The organism is Polaribacter sp. IC073 (assembly GCF_007997075.1).
GTDB lineage: Bacteria > Bacteroidota > Bacteroidia > Flavobacteriales > Flavobacteriaceae > Polaribacter.
Genome location: NZ_VORS01000006.1, coordinates 96,952 through 116,618, shown reverse-complemented (window position 1 = coordinate 116,618; position 19,667 = coordinate 96,952). Strand labels below are relative to the sequence as shown.

The 19,667-nt window shown below is 32.3% G+C and carries 16 protein-coding genes; 10 read left to right on the top strand and 6 right to left on the bottom strand.

What is annotated here, in order from left to right; all coding sequences use genetic code 11:
- Positions 1-161: 161 nt before the first annotated feature.
- Entirely contained in the window at positions 162-1,214 is a 1,053-nt protein-coding gene (locus ES045_RS10190; protein ID WP_147116104.1) for a nucleoid-associated protein, read from the top strand.
- 89 nt (positions 1,215-1,303) lie between these two features.
- On the opposite strand, the gene lipB is transcribed toward ES045_RS10190, so the two are convergent.
- Positions 1,304-2,008, bottom strand: a complete 705-nt coding sequence (gene lipB / locus ES045_RS10185; RefSeq protein WP_147116102.1) for a lipoyl(octanoyl) transferase LipB — start codon at positions 2,006-2,008, stop codon at positions 1,304-1,306.
- Positions 2,009-2,068: 60 nt separating this feature from the next.
- On the opposite strand from lipB, the gene ES045_RS10180 reads away from it, so the two are divergent.
- The gene (locus ES045_RS10180) at positions 2,069-6,067 is read left to right on the top strand and encodes a reprolysin-like metallopeptidase (RefSeq protein ID WP_223267229.1); all 3,999 of its coding nucleotides are present in this window, start codon (positions 2,069-2,071) and stop codon (positions 6,065-6,067) included.
- Entirely contained in the window at positions 6,064-6,744 is a 681-nt protein-coding gene (locus ES045_RS10175) for a hypothetical protein (RefSeq protein ID WP_147116099.1), read from the top strand. Before ES045_RS10180 ends, ES045_RS10175 begins: the two co-directional genes overlap by 4 nt.
- A gap of 72 nt (positions 6,745-6,816) precedes the next feature.
- Here the strand turns inward: ES045_RS10175 and pruA are convergent, their stop codons facing one another.
- The 4 genes from pruA to ES045_RS10155 form a co-directional block, all read right to left on the bottom strand.
- Complete coding sequence (gene pruA / locus ES045_RS10170; protein ID WP_147116096.1) at positions 6,817-8,442, bottom strand: L-glutamate gamma-semialdehyde dehydrogenase; 1,626 nt, start codon at positions 8,440-8,442, stop codon at positions 6,817-6,819.
- Between the two features lie 293 nt (positions 8,443-8,735).
- On the bottom strand, positions 8,736-9,692 hold the full coding sequence (locus ES045_RS10165) for a DUF3667 domain-containing protein (RefSeq protein ID WP_189663079.1): 957 nt from the start codon (positions 9,690-9,692) through the stop codon (positions 8,736-8,738).
- Between the two features lie 158 nt (positions 9,693-9,850).
- Positions 9,851-10,237 carry a Co2+/Mg2+ efflux protein ApaG gene (gene apaG, locus ES045_RS10160; protein WP_147116091.1) on the bottom strand — a complete coding sequence of 129 codons (387 nt, stop codon included), beginning with the start codon at positions 10,235-10,237 and terminating at the stop codon, positions 9,851-9,853.
- Positions 10,238-10,288: 51 nt separating this feature from the next.
- Entirely contained in the window at positions 10,289-11,503 is a 1,215-nt protein-coding gene (locus ES045_RS10155) for a type IX secretion system plug protein domain-containing protein (protein ID WP_147116089.1), read from the bottom strand.
- A 302-nt stretch (positions 11,504-11,805) separates the two neighbouring features.
- On the opposite strand from ES045_RS10155, the gene ES045_RS10150 reads away from it, so the two are divergent.
- The 6 genes from ES045_RS10150 to nqrF all read left to right on the top strand — a co-directional run bounded on the left by ES045_RS10150 (position 11,806) and on the right by nqrF (position 17,878).
- Entirely contained in the window at positions 11,806-13,155 is a 1,350-nt protein-coding gene (locus ES045_RS10150; RefSeq protein ID WP_147116087.1) for a Na(+)-translocating NADH-quinone reductase subunit A, read from the top strand.
- A 4-nt stretch (positions 13,156-13,159) separates the two neighbouring features.
- A complete protein-coding gene (locus tag ES045_RS10145; protein ID WP_147116085.1) occupies positions 13,160-14,359 on the top strand; it encodes an NADH:ubiquinone reductase (Na(+)-transporting) subunit B in 1,200 nt (399 codons plus the stop codon).
- A 2-nt stretch (positions 14,360-14,361) separates the two neighbouring features.
- Positions 14,362-15,108: a Na(+)-translocating NADH-quinone reductase subunit C gene (locus tag ES045_RS10140; protein ID WP_147116083.1), complete on the top strand. Its 747-nt coding sequence runs from the start codon at positions 14,362-14,364 to the stop codon at positions 15,106-15,108.
- Positions 15,109-15,111: 3 nt separating this feature from the next.
- Positions 15,112-15,759 carry an NADH:ubiquinone reductase (Na(+)-transporting) subunit D gene (locus tag ES045_RS10135; protein WP_147116081.1) on the top strand — a complete coding sequence of 216 codons (648 nt, stop codon included), beginning with the start codon at positions 15,112-15,114 and terminating at the stop codon, positions 15,757-15,759.
- Positions 15,760-15,837: 78 nt separating this feature from the next.
- Positions 15,838-16,566: an NADH:ubiquinone reductase (Na(+)-transporting) subunit E gene (gene nqrE / locus ES045_RS10130; RefSeq protein WP_147116079.1), complete on the top strand. Its 729-nt coding sequence runs from the start codon at positions 15,838-15,840 to the stop codon at positions 16,564-16,566.
- 1 nt (position 16,567) lies between these two features.
- Positions 16,568-17,878: an NADH:ubiquinone reductase (Na(+)-transporting) subunit F gene (nqrF, locus tag ES045_RS10125; RefSeq protein ID WP_147116077.1), complete on the top strand. Its 1,311-nt coding sequence runs from the start codon at positions 16,568-16,570 to the stop codon at positions 17,876-17,878.
- A 102-nt stretch (positions 17,879-17,980) separates the two neighbouring features.
- Here the strand turns inward: nqrF and ES045_RS10120 are convergent, their stop codons facing one another.
- Positions 17,981-18,166, bottom strand: coding sequence for a hypothetical protein (locus ES045_RS10120; RefSeq protein ID WP_147116075.1), 186 nt, complete (start codon positions 18,164-18,166; stop codon positions 17,981-17,983).
- A gap of 350 nt (positions 18,167-18,516) precedes the next feature.
- On the opposite strand from ES045_RS10120, the gene ES045_RS10115 reads away from it, so the two are divergent.
- Positions 18,517-19,224, top strand: coding sequence for an alpha/beta hydrolase (locus ES045_RS10115; protein ID WP_223267228.1), 708 nt, complete (start codon positions 18,517-18,519; stop codon positions 19,222-19,224).
- Positions 19,225-19,667: the final 443 nt, after the last annotated feature.

The window sequence follows — 19,667 nt, the reverse complement described above, 5'->3', positions numbered from 1 at the left end:
TTTTTTTATCCTGAAAAAGGAATAAAAAAGAGCTCAAACAAACCGCTCAATCAGGGCTAGACCAATTTGCAAACTTTCAGAAAAATAATTTCAGAAACTCATTAATTTATTTCTCAATTATTTAAAAACTTCAACTATTTTTACGCTCTCAATACAATAAGATGATTAAGAAAACACGCGCAGAAATTACCAAATGCATCCTTCATAAAGTAGCCAATAAATTTAATAGTGGTCAGAATGTTTTTTCAGATGACTTAATTCGTTTCGACCAAGAGAGTTACGATTTAATGAAGAACTTTCTACTAAAACCATTTGGCAGTTTAACGCAAAGTTACCGTTTTACAAAGCATGAAGATGTGCGTTTAAATGCACTAAATAATTTTGCTTCAGAAGTTTTTAAAGAAGAAGCTTCCTTTGTAGAATACTCTAAAAGTATCGTAAATCATTTATTTGAGCAATCTAATTCTGCACAAATAAAAACAGGAGATGCTATTGTTGTTTATATAGAGGGCATCGAATATAAAGATGTATTAACAGAAGCCATTGGTATTTTTAAAATTGAAAATAAAGTCGATTTTTTTCAAACCTATTTAGACGACAATGAAAGTTTTGATGTGGTGGTTCAAAAAGGAATTTCAACAAAAAGAATAGACAAAGGTTGTTTGGTTTTAAACACATCAGACGAAGAAGGTACTGTTGTGTTGTCTGTAGATAATAATAATTATGATGCACAGTATTGGGTAAAGAATTTCTTAGAAGTAAAACTTGCAGACGATTATAATTCGCATACACAAAGTTATTTAGAAATGTGTAAAGAGTTTTCTGAGGAGGTGATTAAACCAGAATTAGGAATGCAGCAACAAGGTAATTTTCTTGCAAATACCGTAGATTATTTTAAGGAAAATGAAGCTGTAGATTATGCTACTTTTAAAGATGAGGTTTTTGAAGACGAAAAACATAAAGAACAGTTTGATGATTACAAAAAACATTTCGAAAACTTAAATGATGTTTTGATCAGAAATAATTTTGATGTTTCTGGTGTTGTTTTAAAGAAAGAAAAAAACAAGCTAAAAACAGAAATTAAATTAGACACAAATATCAGTATTAAGTTAGATGTAGATGCACCAGAAGCGGCTTCAGAATATTTAGAAAGAGGCTATGATGAAGAGAAAAAAATGAAATATTACAAAGTCTATTTTAACGAAGAGAAATAGGTTATAAGTAAGATCTTTAAATGGAAAAAAACCACCAATATTTAAAAAATATTGGTGGTTTTTCTATTTTATAAAAGAGTGTTAAATAATTATTTGATAAGAAATTCGTCTACCTCAAACAACGTTTTAAAGTGCGCTAAAACTTTTGTTTTTACTTCTTCTATATCTAGTTTTTTGCCCAATTCAGCTTCCATAGAAGCAACTGCTTTTCCACGAATTCCGCAAGGAATAATATTATCGAAATAACCTAAATTGGTATTTACATTTAAAGCAAAACCATGCATGGTCACCCAACGAGAAGAACGAATACCTAAAGCACAAATTTTACGAACAAAGGGCGTTCCAACATCTAGCCAAACACCAGTTTCACCAGCACTTCTTTCTCCTTTTAAGCCATATTCTGCAATGGTTAAAATAATAGCTTCTTCTAATAAACGAAGGTATTTATGAATGTCTGTAAAGAAATTTTCTAAATCTAAAATAGGATAGCCAACAATTTGGCCAGGGCCATGATAAGTAATGTCTCCACCACGATTTATTTTATAAAAAGTAGCGCCTTTTTCTTCAAGCTGTTTTTCATTAAGCAGTAAATTACTTAAATCACCACTTTTACCTAAGGTATACACATGAGGGTGTTCTACAAATAAAAAATGATTTTCAGTTTCTTGTTCAAGGTTATTTCTTCGGTTATCAATTTTTACGTCTACAATTTCCTGTAGCAGTTCTGTTTGATAGTCCCAAGTTTCCTTGTAGTCTTTAACTTTTAAGTCTTTAAGTAGTATGTTTCTGTTCATCTTATCGACTACAAAGATAAATATTTCGTTATATTTGGAATCCTTATATCGTTTTTTATTATGAAAATAAAGCAATTACAACTTTCTGTATTGGCTGTTTTACTACTTTTTTCTTTAAAAAGTAATAGTCAAGAATTATGGAAAAAACTCAATAAAGAAACTTATTCTTCTCAAAAAAAAGAAGTTAGAAGTTTTAAGAATTTTCCGACCAAGCATTTGTTGTATCAGTTAGATCTTAAAGAAGTTAAAAATACTGTAAATATTAGGTCTAAATCTTCAGGCAAAACCATACTGTTGCCAAATTCTGAGGGTGTTTTAGAAACTTTTGAAATAAAAGAGGCTTCAAATTTTGAAAAAGGGCTGTCAGACAAATTTCCATCAATAAAATCATACACTGCGGTTGGTATCGATACTCCTACCTCTTATGCTAAAATTAGCATGGGATCAGATGGTTTTCATGCAGTAATTTTTTCAACAAACGGAAAAACGGTCTATATAGACCCTTATTCTAAAGATAATAGAGAATATATTGTATATAAAACTTCAGACTTAAAAGAAGAGGATGCTATTTTTAAATGTAAAGTAGAAGCATCAGCAAAAGAACCAGCTCTTACAAATCTCAATGCAAGAAGAACTGTAAACGATGGTAATCTTAGAACTTTTAGACTTGCTTTAGTTTGTAGTGGAGAATATGCTCAGTTTCATTTAACAAATCAAGGGATTTCTACGACAGCTAGTGATACCGAAAAGAAAACAGCGGTTTTATCTGCAATGAATACTTCGATGACAAGAGTTAACGGTCTTTTTGAAAAAGATTTAGCAGTAAAAATGGTGCTAGTAGCCGATAATGACAACGTAATTTTTCTAGATAAAGAAACCGATAATATTACAGACGGTGACCCAGGAGCAATGATTGATGAAGTGCAAACAATTGCAGACGCACAAATCGGTACTGCAAATTATGATATTGGCCACGTTTTTAGTCTTGATGGAGATGGATTAGCAGGTTTAGGAGTTGTTTGCGTTACGGGCCAAAAAGCAAGAGGAGTTACCGGTAGAAGCGCTCCTATTGGAGATCCTTATGATATTGATTTTGTTGCACATGAAATGGGGCATCAATTTGGTGCTACACATACTCAAAATAGTGATTGTAACAGATCTAATAATACTTCGGTAGAACCAGGAAGTGCTTCAACAATTATGGGGTATGCAGGTATTTGTAGTCCGAATGTTCAGGGTAAAAGTGATGCTTATTTTCATGCCGTAAGTATTTCTCAAATGCAAGCAATAATTGCTTCATCTGCAAGTTGCGCAGCGTTAACAAGTAATGGAAATAGCACTCCTGTTGCAGATGCAGGTTTCAATTATAGCATCCCAAAATCGACACCTTTTATTTTAAAAGGAACTGCTACAGATGCAGATGGGCTTTCCTCTCTAACTTATAATTGGGAGCAAACAGATAATGAAGTTGCAACAATGCCACCTGTAGCAACAAGTACGGGAGGCCCAATGTTTAGGTCTTTGCCTTCAAACATTTCTTCGAATAGATATATGCCAGAACTCGCAACAGTAGTCTCCGGGAACACCTCTTCTACATGGGAAGTATTGCCAAGTGTTGCTAGAGATTTGAGTTTTTCATTTTTAGTAAGAGATAATAATACAAGTGGCGGCGCTACTTCTAGAGATAATATGATTGTAACCGTAGAAGATGCAGTTGCGTTTACAGTTACATCACAGACTACAACGACTACTTGGGATGCCGGAAGTTCGCAAACCATTACATGGAATAAAGGAACTACAGATATAGCACCTATAAATTGCCAAAATGTAACGATTAAGTTGTCTGAAGATGGAGGATTGACTTTTCCAATAACATTAATTTCAAATACGTTAAATGACGGAACGGAAACGATAACAGTACCAAATAATGTAACTGCGCAAGCTAGAATAATGGTAGTAGCTGCAGATAATATTTTCTACAATGTAAATAGGGTAAATTTCGAAATTCAATCTACAATTCCTTCTTTTATAATAACAAATACAAGTGGAGATTTGTCTGCTTGTAATTCGGAAAATCAAAGTGTTCGTTATACTTTAAACTTAGACTTTATCAATGGTTTTACAGAAGCTGTTTCTTTTGTTGCAACAGGGCAACCGGTTGGGTCTTTAGTTAATTTTAGTCCAACAACGATGAACAGTGATGGTAATGTTGTACTAACAATTTCTAATTTAGACGGAACAACGGCAAAAGATTATAACATAAACATTCAAGGAAACAGTGCCAGTGTAAATCAGAATATTGATGTGAAATTAGGAATAACAGCTTCAAATTTAGGAACTGTAACTTTAACAGCTCCTTCAAATGGCGCTACAGATGTTTCTTTAACAGAGGTTTTGACCTGGCAGGAAGATACAAATGCAAGTTCATATATTGTTGAAATAGCAAATGATAGCGCTTTTACAAATATTGTTGCTACTGGTTTGCCAACGACAAATGCTTATGAAGTAACTAATTTAGATATAAATACGTTGTATTATTGGAGAGTAAAAGCTAAAAATAATTGCAACGAAGGTTCTTTTTCTAACTCTTTTAATTTTACCACAGAGATCTCACAATACTGTACTTCTACTTTTACAGACGAAGCTGGTGGGTCTGAACATATTACAAATGTTACTTTTAACTCTATAAATAACACCTCTGGCAATGACACTGTTGATGGTTATCAGGATTTTACAACTATAAACACAAGTGTTTTAAGAGGTCAAACACGAGAGATTAGTGTAACTCTTAATACTGGCGGATTTCAAGATCATTGCTATGTTTTTATAGATTGGAATCAAGATTATGTTTTCGATAAAAACACAGAAAGATATGATTTGGGGTCAAAATTAGAAGATATAGATATAGCAACCTTTAATATAAAGGTGCCTTCAGATGCAAAATTTGGAAAAACGAGAATGCGAGTTTTAATAGAGTATGAAGATCCTACAGATGGTTCTGGAGATGGCGCTTGTGATGCAGATCATTTAACAGAGTGGGGAGAAACAGAAGATTACTCAATAACAATAGTTGAACCTACTTTGAAAGCAGATAATTATACAATCAATGTAGTTAATGAAACTACTCTCAATACTCAAGATGGAGAAATAAATATAGGTATTAAACAAGATGAATTTTCTTATCAAGTAACAGTTGTTGGTCCTTCAATAAATATTGACGATTCTTTCTTAGGAAGAAATATTTATTCGCTTAAAGCTTTAGCATCAGGAAAATATACTATTTGTATTAAAGCTTTAGAAATAGATAGCACTCAGTGTTTTGAACTTGATATCGAACCAGGTTTAGTGATTGTTGCCCCAGATAATTATACCATAAAAACCAGCTCAGAAACCTGTGTAGACCAAGATGATGGTAGAATTAATATTGCTGTTAAGAAACAACAATATACTTATCAATTAAAAATAACAGGACCATCAACAAATATTGATGAATCATTAGTAGGTTTTTCCTATTTATTGTCAGACCTATCTCCAGGAGATTACCAGATTTGTATAGAGGTTAAAGAATCTAATCAAACGAATTGTTTTGAAGTTGAAATTGTAGCATCTCAACCCATTTCTTTGAAAGCGAGTGTAGATAAAACGTCTAAAAAATATTCTTTTCAGATTGATGAAGGTACAGCACCGTTTAGCGTGTTCTTAAATAATAAGTTGCTGCAAACTTCCAATGAAAATAATTTTGAAATTGAATTGAAAGAAGGAGGGAAGCTAGAAGTAAAAACAGCTAAAGATTGTGAAGGTGTATATAAAACCACAATAGATGCCGTCTTGTTATTAAAAAACCCTGTTGTAAACTCTATCGAATTATTACTTCCTTTAGGAACAGAAAACAGTAAAATGGAAACAGTAATTTTTGATATTAATGGAAAACTGGTGTTTAAAAAAATGGTAAATGTAGACGGTAATACGATGTCTATTCCGTTTCAAAATTTTGCAAAGGGAATTTACATTTTAAAATTACCAATAACTGCTAAACCTATTAAAATATTAAAAAAATGAGAAAAGCGATAATTATTTTCAGCTTATATAGTATGTGTTTTTTAGCGGTAAGCTGTTCTGAAAAAGAGCCGGCAAATAAAATACCTAGTGTGGTTGAATTAACATTCCCTACAAAAGACCTTTTATGTATAGATAATACAATCCTTTTTAATTGGAGCGATGCAATAGATCCAGAAAACGATGTTTTAGAATATAATATTATCATTGCAAAAGACAGACAATTAACAGAAGTTGTAGAAAATAAGACCATTAATTCGAGTCAGTTATTGGTAACTTTAGAGAAATCTACAGCTTATTACTGGCAGGTAAATGCAGTAGATGTAGCCAATAATCAAGCGAGTAAATCTGCGGTTTTTGCTTTTTTTACAAAAGGAGACGGAGTTACAAATTACGCACCTTTTATGGCCGATTTAAAAACACCAGAAGATACTGCAATGGTTTCTGCTGGGAGTTTAAATTTAGTCTGGGAAGCTTCAGATATCAACGGAGCAGACATGTTAACCTATGAATTGTTTTTTGGTGAGAATAGCGATTTAACTTTGGTAGAGAATGCACTTACGGTAAAAACGTATGCCGTTTCTGTAGTGTCGGGGAAAACATATTCTTGGAAGGTAAATGTAATCGATAATTCTGGTGCAAAATCAATAGGACAAACGTTTACGTTTACAGTAGATTAGCGGCTAGTTTTACTAAAATAAAAAAGCCTCATCTATATATAGATGAGGCTTTTTAAATTGGTTATTTTTTGTTTATCCTAAGAAAGGATATTTGTAATCTGTAGGTGTCACAAAAGTTTCTTTGATCAATCTAACAGAAGTCCAACGTAATAAGTTTTGTGCAGAACCCGCTTTGTCATTTGTTCCAGAAGCTCTTGCTCCTCCAAATGGTTGCTGTCCAACAACTGCTCCCGAAGGTTTGTCGTTAATATAAAAGTTTCCTGCAGCATTTTCTAACGCTTTAGAAGCTTTTTCAACAATATATCTGTCTTTAGAAAAGATAGCTCCTGTTAAGCCATATTCTGTAGTTTCATCAACTAATTTTAAACATGCTTCCCAAGCAGCATCTTCGTATACATAAACCGTCATTACTGGTCCGAATAACTCAGTAGTCATCGTTGCATATTTAGGAGAAGTACTTACAATAACAGTAGGCTCTATAAAGTACCCAACAGATTTATCATGATTTCCACCAATAATAATTTCTGCATCAGCATCTTTTTTAGCAGCATCGATATAGTTAGCAATTTTATCAAAAGAACCTTCGTGAATCACTGCATTTACAAAGTTAGAAGTATCTTCTGGAGACCCCATTTTTAACTCACTTGCTTGTGCAATTAAATGCTTCTTAACTTCTGGCCAAAGTGAAGCCGGAATGTAAGAACGAGAAGCAGCAGAACATTTCTGTCCTTGGTATTCAAATGCTCCTCTTGTCATTGCCGTAGCAACTTGTAAAGGATTTGATGAATTGTGCACCCAGATAAAATCTTTTCCACCAGTTTCTCCAACAATTCTTGGATACGTTTTATACGTATGAATGTTGTTTCCTATTTGTTTCCATAATTCTTTAAAAACATGTGTAGAACCTGTAAAGTGTAATCCAGAGAAATCTGGAGATGCTAAAACAGTATCAGAAATCATTACCGGATCTCCGTAAACTACATTTATAACACCATCTGGCAAACCAGCTTCTTTAAATAAATCTACAATTACTTGTGCAGAATACGCTTGGTGGTCAGAGGGTTTCCAAACAACAACATTACCCATTAAAGCTGCTGCTGCAGGTAAATTTGCTGCGATAGAGGTAAAGTTGAAAGGAGAAATTGCGTATACAAATCCTTCTAAAGGTCTGTATTCAACTCTGTTCCATACTCCTGCTGAAGAGGTTGGCTGGTCTTTAAAGATATCCGTCATGTACTCTACGTTAAATTTAAAGAAATCGATCATTTCACAAGCAGCATCAATTTCTGCTTGGTATACATTTTTAGATTGTGCAATCATTGTTGCAGCATTCATTCTTGCTCTATAAGGTCCTGCTAATAATTCCGCAGCCTTTAAGAAAATAGAAGCACGTTCCATCCAACTTACGCTAGACCAAGCTTCTCTTGCAGCCAAAGCTGTAGAAATTGCACTGTCTACATGCGATTTATCTGCTGTATGATATTGCCCAACAACATGCTTATGATCATGAGGAGGTGTAATATTTTTAGTATTTCCTGTTCTAACTTCTTCACCATTAATATGCATTGGCACATCAATATTGCGGTTGAACATTTCTTTATAAGTAGCTAATAATTCTTCTCTTTCAGGAGAACCTGGAGCATACCCTTTTACTGGTTCGTTAACTGCTTTTGGAACATTAAAAAATCCTCTTGCCATTTTGTATCTTTTTTAAATTTTAATCGACTAATTTTAAGCTTCAAAGTTACAATTTTTGTTTCAATAAATTTAACCGATTTTTAATGTCTTTTATTAAAGAAAGCTTAATATATATCTCTAAATGCTAAAATATCATAATTAATTAAAAAGGATGTTGTCTATATAGTAACGTATCATCAGAAAAATGTAGAATTTCATTAAAAATGAAAGGAGCATTTCTAAAAGATATAAATGTTGCTTCAGTAAAAAACACAAGCAGAACGTTTACAGTGTATTATAAGTGTTTTTTCTGATTAATAAAGTGCGAAGGAAACAAATGTAACTAAAAAAACACCTACAATTGCCATGAGTACATAAACAAGATTTAGTAGTAGAAATTTTACAGCAGTTTTAAGGATTCCTTGTTGATAGAATTTCTTCATAGCCAAAAATAAATAGACTAAAAAAAGAATTGAAAAAACCCATAAATCTTCTGTGGCAACAAAAAGATCTACTATTGTGAAAATAGTCAACAACATAAAAAATACAGTTTGGGTATGAAAAACAAAAATTAAATGATCTACATACGTGTATTTTCTTCGAATGTAAAAAAGTCTTAAAAATAACGTGAATAGTGGAAGAAAAATAAATAAGGAAATAGAGCCATATGATAGAACCTCACTTAAGAATTTGTCTTCGTTATCTTCATTATTAAAAATTTGTCCCATGACTTTAGATCGTTCGTATAAAAATCTATTTTTAAAGTTTTTAGGATATTTTAAAGAATCTAAAGCTTCATTTGTAGCTGCTTTTGGATGTTCTTTTTGATACTTTAAAAAGGCTCCTAATCTTGTACCTTCAAAAGAGAATGTTTGCTCACTACTATTTTTTATTTCGGCAGTGTCTTTGGCTTCTTCTTTAAGAGTATCTATAAATTTCTTTTTCTTTTTATCTGGAAGTGAAACATTAGTAGACTTGTCTAACTCTTCTGCAACCAACTTTTTTATAGAATCGGGAGCAATCTCATTATTAGGAAGTCCGTCTTTGGTATTCAATTCTTTTTGAATGTCTTCTTTTGTAAGATTTTGGTATTTATTGTAGTTTTTAGAGAAGCCTAAAACCAAGAAAAATATAATTGAAGCAGTTATGTAAAAACGAAAAGGATTTGAATATCGACTTCTTTTACCTTCTCTATATTCTTTGGATACTTTTCCTGGGTTTGTTAAAAGCGGAATTAAAGTACGCCAGAATTTTGTGTCAAAACTGAACAACCCACTAAAAAGCTCTGAAATAAAATTACCAAAAGTTACTTTGTTTCCTTTGTTCTGTTGGCCACAATCTGGACAAAATTTTTCTTGTCCGCTAAATGGATGTCCACAATTTAAACATTCTGGATCTTTAATTTTAGCGACTTTCTTTTTTTGTTTATCTAGTTTAATAAGACAGGTGTGGTTAGCTGAAAAGTGGGTATATAGACTTTAAATTGGTCATAAGTTTCTAAATTTATCATGGTATAAAAACCTTTCATAGCACCTATGTTAGATTCTAAAAAGCAGCCAGAACTATAAGTGTAATTGTCGTTGGGCAGCAGTGTAGGTGTTTGGCCAACTACGCCTTCTCCGCTTACAATTTCGGTTCCGTTTAAAGAATCGTAAATACACCAAAATCTATCTGTTAATTTTACAGTTTCTAAACTTACATTTTCTATTGAAATAGTGTACGAAAAAACATAGTACAACTTACCATCTCTATAACTTGTACCATTATAGCTCGTTTCTACAGAAATTTTTATGCCTTTTGTAATTTGTTGAATCATGCTTAGGTAAATGTAGGTTTTTTGATTTGTTTCTACAAATCAATTTTCTAATTAGTTATTCTGATTAAAATATCCTTTACCAACACCGATAACCCTATCATATAAACCACTAAAAGGTTTGTAGTAGATAATAACGGTATATTCATTTTCAGTTTCATAAAAAGTACCATTAATTTCATTTGTGTTTACAAAATTATCACGACCAATTGTGGCAAAAGTGTAATTGTAAAAACCTTGTTTTAATAAGATGCTTGCAGTATAGGTTTGGTTTTTTTGGTTGTAATACATCCTGTTTTTGTCCGAAATAGAAAAATTATTAAAAGCACCATAAACGTACACTTCTTTTTCTTTGAACATTTCATCTACTTCCATAGAAAAATGCATTAGCGCATAATCTGCTTCTGTATTGTTATCATTTCCCTCTAAAGTTCTAATTGCAAATTGACCATTAATATCTGGGTTGTATTTGTATTCTCTGTATTTATTATAAGAAAAAGGGTATAAGTAATGATTGTAAACGTCTTCTTTAGTGATTTTGACAATATTTAGACTTCTGTTTCGAATAATTTTACTATCAAAATTTAGATACTCGTTTCCTCCCCAAAAATTTGTTTTGTTCGTATAAGTGTATAAAAGTTGATTTGGTTTGAAAAAAGTAGGTTGCAAATTGGTAATTGTCTCGTTCCAATTATTGTTTTTTAGAATGGCAACATTTATTTCTTGGCTTGGGTTATTTATTCTAATTTCTTTATGATTTATAGAAAACTGAATGGTTTGCTGAGTGTTTAAAGTCTTTGTATCTCTACTTCGAGTAACAGAAACGGGTACAATTGTGGTATTTTCGTATAACACAAATCTTCTGGTAAAAATTACTTCATCATAAGAATTTAAAACTGATAAAAGATAATTTCCGCTTTTGGTAATTACAGTGTTTGCATTCGGAATTTTAACGGAATAATGCGTATAATTTTGTAATGTATTAAATGAATTTCTAACATTAATGATGGTGTTTTGGTCAAAACCATTGATAAACTGACTTGATAGTAATCTACTCGGTTTCCAATCATGAGTTTTGTGCTCGATTTTGTATTTATAATCTTTGCTATCTGCGTCTAAATCATCAAAAGACAATTCTAAAACGGTACCCAAAGGTACAATCGCAGAGAAAACATTTTCTTGCAAAGGTCTTAGTTGAATGGTTTCTATGTTTTGTGCATTTATTGAGGTGAAAATAATCAATATAAGCCACGTTATTTTTTGCTGCATATTTTTGTGATAATTATAATTCAAAAATAGTGAAATTTAAACTCACAAAATAGAATGCAAATATTGTTCCTTTTTTAAATGAATTTGAGTTTTCTTGCGCTAAAAAATGCTACGAACTCATTTTTTTGATGTGAGGTTTTATTTTTATTTAAATTACGACAACCTTTTCTATAATCAATCTATTTAGAATGGATATAAATAAGTAAAATACACCAAGATTAACCTCGATTTATATCACTCCTCACTAACAAAATCTTTAAATTTGCATGATTTTTTTAGATAACTAAACATTCCAATTTACTATGTCAAAAGACATTCGTATTAAAAAAGGCTTAGATATTAAGCTTGTTGGCGTTGCCGAAAAAAATACTACTAAGAGTTCTCAAAGTAGTGTTTATGCAGTGAAGCCAGAAGATTTTCACGGAATAATACCAAAACTTATTGCCAAAGAAGGTACAGAGGTAAAAGCAGGAGAAGCACTTTTTTATTCAAAAAGTGATGCTCGTATTTTATTTCCTAGTCCGGTTTCTGGTAAAGTAGTAGCGGTAATACGTGGCGCAAGAAGAAAAGTTTTAGCAGTTAAAATTACTGCAGATGCTACACAAACTTATAAAGATTTTGGTACTAAAGATGCAAGCGCAATGTCTGCAGAAGAGGTTAAGAATCATTTATTCGAAGCAGGTTGCTGGCCATTTGTAAAACAACGTCCTTTTGATGTTGTTGCAAATCCTAACCAAGCGCCAAAAGCTATTTTTGTGTCTGCCTATGCAAGTGCACCTTTAGCAGCAGATCTAGATTATACTTTAGCGGGTAAAGAAGTAGCATTACAGGCAGCAATTACAGCTGTTTCTAAATTAACTGAAGGCAAAGTACATGTTTCAGTTGGTGCTAAAGCTAATTCTCCACTGGCAAAGTTAACTGGTATCGAATTACATAAAGTTTCAGGGCCACATCCATCAGGAAACGTAAGTACTCAAATTGCAAAAATAGATCCTATTAACAAAGGTGAAGTTGTTTGGGTAATTACACCACAAGATTTAGTGGTTATTGGTGAGTTGCTCTTAACAGGAAAGCTAAATTTAACGAGAACGGTTGCTTTAACAGGATCTCAATTTAGCAAACCACACTATGTAACTGCAATAGCAGGAGCTACCATAGCAACGGTAACTGCAAATAATTTGAAAGACGATAACACAAGAATCATCAGCGGAAACGTGCTTTCTGGAAAGGAAGTAAAAGCAGATGAGTTTTTAGGTTATTATGACAATCAAATAACAGCAATACCAGAAGGAGATGATTATGAATTTTTTGGTTGGAATAAACCAATTTTTAACAAAATTTCTACTTCTAGAGCATTGACTTTTTCTTGGTTAACCCCAAACAAAAAGTACGATTTAAACACCAATACAAATGGTGAACATAGAGCCTTTGTAGTAACAGGTTCCTATGAAGAGGTGTTTCCTTTAGATATTTATCCGATGCAATTATTAAAAGCATGTATGTATAAAGATATAGATGAAATGGAAGCTTTAGGAGGTTACGAAGTAGCGCCAGAAGATTTTGCACTAACAGAATTTATTTGTGTATCTAAACAACCGCACCAGAAGATAATTCGTGAAGGTTTAGATTTAATGAGAGAAGAATTAGGATAAGGTTATGAGCTTAAAACAAAACTTACATAATTTAAAGGAGAAATACAAAGGAACTAAAATGGCACCTGCTTTTAACGCAATCCATACCTTTTTATACCTACCAAATGAAGTTACTCACGGAGGAACTCATATAAAAGCAGCAGATGATTTAAAGCGTACAATGAATATTGTAATAATGGCTTTAGTACCCTGTTTGCTTTTTGGAATGTTTAATGCAGGTTACCAGCATTATGCAGCTATAGATAGTTCTTTAAGAACAGATGTCTTAGCTAACTTTTTTACGATGGATAATTTCTGGATTGGGATTATAAAAGTATTACCATTAGTAATTGTTTCTTATGGAGTTGGTCTTTTAGTTGAATTTATTTTCGCAGTAATAAAAGGGCATGAAGTAGAAGAAGGATACTTGGTGACAGGAATGTTAGTTCCATTAATTGTACCTGTAGATACGCCTTTGTGGATGTTAGCAGTTGCAGTTGTATTTGGAGTAGTAATTGGTAAAGAAGTATTTGGAGGAACAGGAATGAACATCTTAAATCCTGCTTTAACAATAAGAGCATTCTTGTTTTTCGCATATCCTACTTGGATGTCTGGGGATAAGGTTTGGGTATATGACGCTGTAAATAGAACAGGAACTGCGGATGCAATTTCTGGGGAAACTATTTTAGGGAGTTATGCACAAAATCAGGAAGTTGTATATTCTACATTTGACAAGTTCATGGGCTTTATACCCGGTTCTATTGGTGAAACATCTACGTTCTTAATTTTGATAGGAGCTGCAATTTTAATTTTCACTAAAATTGGAAGTTGGAGAATTATTCTATCCGCATTTGTAGGAGCAGCAGTTATGGGATTAATTTTTAACCAAGTTGTTGCCGCAGATATTATTACAGATTCTAGCAAGTTTTATGGTTTAATGAACACGCCTTGGTGGGAACACTTAACAATTGGTGGTTTGGCTTTTGGTGCTGTATTTATGGCAACAGATCCTGTTACTGGTTCACAAACAAACAAAGGAAAATGGATTTACGGGTTCTTAATTGGTTTTTTATCGATTATGATACGTGTATTCAATCCTGCATATCCAGAAGGCGTATTTTTAGCAATTTTATTGATGAATGTGTTCGCGCCAACAATAGACCACTATGTGGTTCAAGCAAACGTAAAAAGAAGATTAAAACGTACTAAAGTTAAAACTGCCTAATTATGAGTAAGAGAACAGATAGTAATGGATATACAATGGTTTTCGCCGTAATTATGGTGTTAGTTGTTGGTTCTTTGTTAGCCTTTTTAGCATCGTCTTTAAAGCCTGCAATCAAAGAGAATGAAAGAATAGAAAAGCAGCAAAATATTTTGTATGCGATGGGTGTAAATGAAAATGATAACTCTAATGCAAACTTTGTATCTACCAAAGTAGCAGGAGACGAGTTTAAAAAATACATCACAAAACAATTAGTTTTAGCTGGAGATAAAGTTACCCAAAGTGAAGATGCTTATTTAATTGATATTAAAAAACAAAAAGCAAACGCAAAAGCGGGTAAAGTTAGAAAATTGCCTTTATTTGTTGGACAAAAAGATGGTAAAACATTTTATGTAGCTCCAATTTATGGCAAAGGTCTTTGGGATGCAATTTGGGGCTATGTTTCTATGGATGAAAACATGGTTGTACAAGGAGCTTATTTTGATCACAAAGGAGAAACACCTGGTCTTGGAGCAAACATAAAGCAACGTTATTTTATGGATGACTTTATTGGCGAACATTTATTAAATGAATCTGGAGTGTTCCAAGGAATTACGGTTGCCAAAGGAAATAACGATCCGAAGAACGAAGATAAAACAGATTATGAAGTAGATGCAATTGCTGGTGCAACAATTACTGGTGATGGAGTTTCTGCCATGATAAAGAAAGATTTAGCACTATATGTGCCTTACTTCAAAAACTTAAAAAAATAATTTATGGGACTTTTATCAAAAAAAGACGCAGTATTACTTACAGACCCATTAGCAGATAATAACCCAATTACTATTCAGGTATTAGGTATTTGTTCTGCCTTAGCAATTACAGCAGAATTAAAAGCTTCTATTGTAATGGCAATTTCTGTAATGTTTGTATTAGGTTTAGGAAACGTAGTTATCTCTTTAATGAGAAACATTATACCCTCTAAAATTAGAATTATTGTACAACTAATTGTAGTTGCAACTTTAGTTATTATAGTAGATTTAGTACTCAAAGCATTCGCTTATGAACTAAGTAAAACGCTATCGGTTTTTGTGGGATTAATTATTACGAACTGTATTATTATGGGACGTTTTGAAGCTTTTGCTTTGGCAAACAAACCATGGAGATCTTTCTTAGACGGAATTGGAAATGCAGTTGGTTACGGTGTAATCTTAATAATTGTTGGTTTTTTTAGAGAATTATTAGGTTCTGGTACGTTATTAGGATTTAAAGTTTTAGGAGATCCAATAGAAAAAACAGGATTGTATGCGATAGGATACGAAAATAACGGTTTTATGTTATTATCGCCTATGGCATTAATTGTTGTAGGTATTATTATCTGGATTCAACGTAGTAAGAACAAAGCATTAATAGAAGAGAACTAAAAGCAATTATCAGTGATCAATTATCAATGAACAAAAAACATTGAAACTGATTACCGATAACTGATAACTGAAAAAAATATGGAACATATAGAATTATTTTTCAAATCGATATTTATAGATAACATGGTATTTGCAACCTTCTTAGGAATGTGTTCTTACCTTGCCGTATCTAAAAAAGTAGCTACAGCTGTTGGTTTAGGAGCTGCAGTAATCTTTGTATTGGCTGTAACAGTGCCTTTAAACTGGTTATTAGATCAATACATATTACAAGAAGGCGCATTGGTTTGGTTAGGTCCAGAATATGCACAATACGATTTAAGTTTCTTATCATTTATTATGTTTATTGCAACGATTGCAACCATGGTACAATTGGTAGAAATAATTGTAGAAAAATTTTCACCTTCACTATACAATTCATTAGGTATTTTCTTACCGTTAATTGCAGTAAACTGTGCAATTTTAGGGGGAAGTTTATTTATGCAATCTCGTGAAATTCCTACTTTAGGGTTGGCTTTAACTTACGGAGTTGGTTCTGGAATCGGATGGTTTTTAGCAATTTTAGCAATCGCAGCTATTCGTGAAAAAATTAGATATTCAAGTGTTCCGCCTGCACTAAGAGGTTTAGGAATTACGTTTATTATTACCGGATTAATGGCAATTGGTTTTATGAGCTTTGGTGGTATGTTAACTGGTGGAGATGAAACCAAGGAAGAAAAACCAAAAGTGGAAGCTACCATTAAGAAAGAGGAAGTAAAAATAGAAGCTAAAGAAAAAGTAGCCGAAAACACAAATATAAACCAAGATTAGCATGATATTAGCAGCAGGTACAACAGGAACCATTATTGCAACAGTAGCAGCTTTTTTAATATTAACGCTGGTATTAGTCGCATTATTATTATTTGTAAAACAAAAACTATCACCATCTGGTCCTGTGAAGATTATGATCAATGGTGAAAGAGAAATAGAAGTAGCCTCAGGAGAGTCTTTATTAACCACTTTAGGGGGGAATAAAATTTTCTTACCATCTGCATGTGGTGGTGGTGGAACTTGTATACAATGTGAATGCCACGTGAATTCTGGTGGTGGTGAAGCATTGCCAACAGAAGTTCCTCACTTTTCTAGAAAAGAACTAAAAGAAGGCGCACGTTTGGCATGTCAAGTAAAAGTAAAGCAAGACATGAATATTTCTATTCCAGAAGAAGTTTTCGGAATTAAGAAATGGGATGCGGTTGTTGTAAGAAATTACAACGTAGCCTCGTTTATTAAAGAATTTGTTGTTGAAATTCCAGAAGATATGGGATATAAAGCAGGTGGATATATTCAAATTGAAATACCTCCTTGTGAAGTGAAGTTTGCAGATATGGACATTACAGCGCATCCAGAAGAGCATGATACACCAGAAAAATTTATAGCCGAATGGGACAAGTTTAAACTAAGACCATTGGTAATGAAAAATAAAGAGACAATAGAAAGAGCGTATTCTATGGCTTCTTATCCTGCAGAAGGAAGAGAAATCATGTTAAATGTTCGTATTGCTACCCCTCCTTTTGATAGAGCAAAAGGTGGATGGATGGATGTAAATCCTGGTATCGCATCTTCATACATTTTCAGCTTAAAGAAAGGTGATAAATGTGTAATTTCTGGTCCTTATGGAGAATTCTTCATCAACGAATCTGAATCAGAAATGTTATATGTTGGTGGTGGAGCAGGTATGGCACCAATGCGTTCTCACTTATACCACTTATTTAGAACATTAAAAACTGGTAGAAAAGTTTCTTATTGGTATGGTGGACGTTCTAAAGCAGAATTATTTTATATTGAACACTTTAGAGCATTAGAAAGAGATTTTCCAAACTTTAAATTCTTTATCGCATTATCAGATCCTTTAGAGGTAGATAATTGGACAGAGAAAAAAGATATTAATGATGAAGCTGGAGATGGTTTTGTAGGTTTTATACATAATTGTGTCATCGAAAACTACTTAAATCACCATGAATCACCAGAAGATTTAGAATTGTATTTCTGTGGACCACCCTTAATGAACAATGCTGTTCAGAAAATGGGAGAAGATTTTGGTCTTTCAGATGACAATATCCGTTTTGATGATTTTGGAGGATAAGCTTTACATTATAAATTATAAAAAAAACCGATTCATTTCTGAATCGGTTTTTTTTATGCTCTTAAAGGCGCTTTCAAATAATAGGAAAACTGATTTTAAGGATTACTCATTATCTTTAATTTTAATATCAATATTCCCATCTCCATCAGTTTTCACACTACCTTTAGGGGTTTCAATATTCACATTATTCTCAGTTTTTACGTCTGTCTTTTTTTTAGCTTTTTTATCTTCTCTACAAGCAGTAAAAGATATTGTGAGGCATACAGCTACAAATAATAATTTTTTCATTTTAGGCTTTTTTAATTTGTGGTAATTTAAAGACAATTTTTTATAATTTCGATTATTTTTTTTATAAAAAAGAGTGCCAATAATAAACAGGTCAACTTTTTTCTTGTGACGGCAATTTTCGATTTTTTTAAACCTCTTTATTAGTGCACCGTTATTTTCTATTCATTATTTAAATAGTCATTTATTAAAAGGAATAAGCTATTATAATCAGTAGAATTTCTATTAATAATATATAAAATGATTAGTTTCGTCATTCAATTTTTCAAATGATGTACATAGTTTATTTTTTATTTGCCTTGGTAGGTTTTATCTTTATAGGACTTTATTTCTTCCAAGAAAAATTTATTTTTTTGAATGGTAAGAGAATTGACAGGAATTATCAATACGAATTTACCAATACTTTTGAAGAAGTTTTAATAAAAACGGATGGAAGTAATGAAGTAAATGCGCTTCATTTTAAGTTAGAAAATCCGCAAGGGATTGTCTTATTTTGTCACGGAAACAGTGGTAATTTACAAAAATGGGGCAACAGGGTTTCTTGTTTTTTAGACTCTAATTATGAAGCATTTGTTTTTGATTATAGAAACTACGGTAAAAGTACAGGTAGGTTTAATGAAGAGAAAATGTACACAGATGCTTTGTTAAGTTACAACCATATTAAAACTAATTTTAAGGAAGATAAAATTGTAGTATATGGATTTTCTTTAGGAAGTACCTTTGCTACTAGAATCGCAGCTTTAAATGTACCAAAAGAATTAATTTTAGAAGCTCCTTTTTATAATTTTAAGAAAGCAGTACAATTTTACTCTAAGTTAGCACCAACTTTTCTTTTGAAATATAAATTTAGAACTGATTTAGATATTGTAAAAGTGACTGCACCAATCTCTATTTTTCATGGAACTGAAGATCAAACAACTTCTTTTAAAGACGCTAAAGATTTACTAGAACGAAGTACATCAACAAAAAATAACTTTATACAAATTGATGGAGGAACACATCATAACATTAGGGATTATGTACGATACCAACAACAGTTACAAGAAATTTTAGCGAGATAGGGTTATCATAATAGTCTGAGGCATTGCAAAGAGAATCTTTAATAAAAAATAGCTTTATTTCATGGTGAGATAAAGGTTAACTTTCATATCTTTTTTTTAAATATAATAGCATAGTTTATACCTATAAGCATTAGTTACAATGAAGACATTATCTGTTGGGAGCCCAATTGGTGGGTAGGTGGAATAGGTAACGGAATTACTTGTAGTTAATCATTTTGTCAAGTTTTAAAGCCTACACAACCCCAATAAGTTAGGTTTAAATTTTCGTTAATAAAAGCCATGATAAAAAGATAAAGTTCATTGATACCCTTTTTTTTAGGTGTAAGATGTAACTATGATACGCTGTTCGTTTTTATAAAAAAAAAGAGCTCACATGAAAGAGTTTAGTTTTGCGGGGGTGCATTGCTAAAATTACAATTAAGATTAAAATGTTTTAAAAAAAT